Genomic DNA, 2,021 nt, shown 5'->3' with positions numbered 1-2,021 from the left:
TCGGAATTTCGCCGTTCGTGTTTTATTTAGTAAATTCATTTCTTAAACCACGCAACAAAGCTTATACAACAACGTTGCCATTCATTGATGAGCAAGATTATAGAAAAAGAAAAATTAATACAATATTATCACATAAGATTAAAAAAAGGAAATATATTCGAAAACCTTTTAAATCTACACTGATTATTTTGTCCTTTTAAGATACTTAAATTGAACATTATAAGGATTATAGTTTTCTCTAACATTAATAATATCCTGTAATACAAGTCCTTGATAACTTCGTGCTAATCTAAAGACTCCATTTCCTTGGTCTATTAGCTTCAAATAATAATCATTATCTACCTTTAGAATAGAGTCATTTACTTTGGTGAAAGAATTATCATAACTGAACTGTTCCACATCACTACAAATAATTTCATTTAAATTCGCTTCTATTAAAAAACTAACCTGACTATATTTATTTTCGTTAAATTCGATATAATCGTCTTCACAGTATTGAGCATTAACATAGTAATATATTCCTGTAAATAAATTTGGATTAATTTGTTCAGGTATCTCATTATTAGAATCTGAACATGAAACTAATAATAAGACGAAAACAATTCGGAATAAATTTTTCATAACTTTTATATACTTTTCCTATGAATCCAAAAATACCCAAAATATCGTATGTTAGCAAAGAAATAATTAAAATACTCAAAATTTCACGAGTAAAATTATTTTTACAATACTTACTCAATCTGTGAATTTTAAAATATTGGAAAAAAAACTGAATTATAAAATAAAAAAACAACGAAATGGCAACACCGTATAAACTTTATTGCTGGTTTTAGCTCACTTGGGAAATTCCTCCGGAATTTCGCCGTTCGTGTTTTATTTATTAAATTCACTGCTTAAACAACGCAACATAGCTTATACAAACACGTTAGGCACAAGTTTACGAAAAATGAAAAGAATAATTTTTATCACACTTTTTATATGTACAAATTGTTTATCACAAAACAATCTTTATGACTACATTTTGACAAGGGAAAACGATACAATATTTGGAATATACAGATATAAAGGAATAATTGATTTAAATGGAAAAATAAAGGAAGTTCATCCAAAAACCATTAAAGAATTTAGACGAAAAAACAGAGTCTATAAACTTGTTGAAAACCCGAATTCTTATGAAAATTTTACTACAAACGATAGCTTAGTGTTTTATAATATAACTTTAAGCAATGGTTTTTGGAATGATAAAATTGCTTTGTATGAACACAAACTAAAGAAAGAAAAAAGAAAAGATTATGTAATAAATAAAGAAAATGACACATTATATGGTCAGATTATAAGATCATTTTACTTGCAGTACAAAATTATAGATTCTAAAAATGAAACTTCCATTAATTCTCGACTAATAAAAGAATTTAGAAAAGATGGTTATAAGTATTATTATAAGAAAAAACGAAAAATCAATAATAGTGATAGAAGATATGGTTATTTAAAATTAATGATAGATGGACCTGTTAAACTCTATGGATATTCAATGCATATGGAATCTGGAATAGTTGGTGTACGTTCTGAAAAAGGCGAAAAATATAAAGATTATGAAATTCCAAATTACGAAATGGAGTATTTTATCGAGAGAGATGGAGTTTTAAATTATGTTTTACCAACTAGATTTTACCAAATAATAAAAAGAGTATTACCAGAAAACAAAAGTCTGTTGGAAATTATTAGAAGTAGGAGATTAAAATATTATGATATTTATTTTGTAATAAATTATTTTAATGAAAAACTTGAAAATTATTAGATTGAACTAACAAACAACCAGTGCCTAACACCGTATATAATTTATTGCTGGCTTCTTGCCTACTTTCGAAAGTCCTCGCGGACTTTCTTTGTCCGTAATTATTTACTAAATTAGTTGCCTGAAACACGCAACAAACCATATACATCAACGTTATGTTTTATTGCTCAGGAAAAGCTAAACGCTGAAAAATAACGAATGAAGAATCACTCAAATGCTGAATTGA

Annotated in this window: 2 protein-coding genes; one reads left to right on the top strand and one right to left on the bottom strand. The window is 26.6% G+C overall.

All coding sequences use genetic code 11. From position 1 onward, the window contains the following. Positions 1–183 precede the first annotated feature (183 nt). Entirely contained in the window at positions 184–621 is a 438-nt protein-coding gene (locus tag Q0733_RS12860) for a hypothetical protein (protein WP_298782724.1), read from the bottom strand. A gap of 400 nt (positions 622–1,021) precedes the next feature. Here Q0733_RS12860 and Q0733_RS12855 point away from each other — a divergent pair, with 400 nt between their 5' ends. Beyond that, on the top strand, positions 1,022–1,798 hold the full coding sequence (locus Q0733_RS12855; RefSeq protein ID WP_298782722.1) for a hypothetical protein: 777 nt from the start codon (positions 1,022–1,024) through the stop codon (positions 1,796–1,798). The last annotated feature ends 223 nt before the right edge of the window (positions 1,799–2,021 follow it).

This window comes from uncultured Polaribacter sp. (genome assembly GCF_947500975.1).
GTDB lineage: Bacteria > Bacteroidota > Bacteroidia > Flavobacteriales > Flavobacteriaceae > Polaribacter.
This window is presented reverse-complemented; position numbering and strand designations above follow the sequence as displayed.

What these genes read in the sequence shown, in the direction of transcription:
- Q0733_RS12860 (WP_298782724.1), bottom strand. Translation starts at nt 621, where the DNA reads ATGAAAAATTTATTCCGAATTGTTTTCGTCTTATTATTAGTTTCATGT.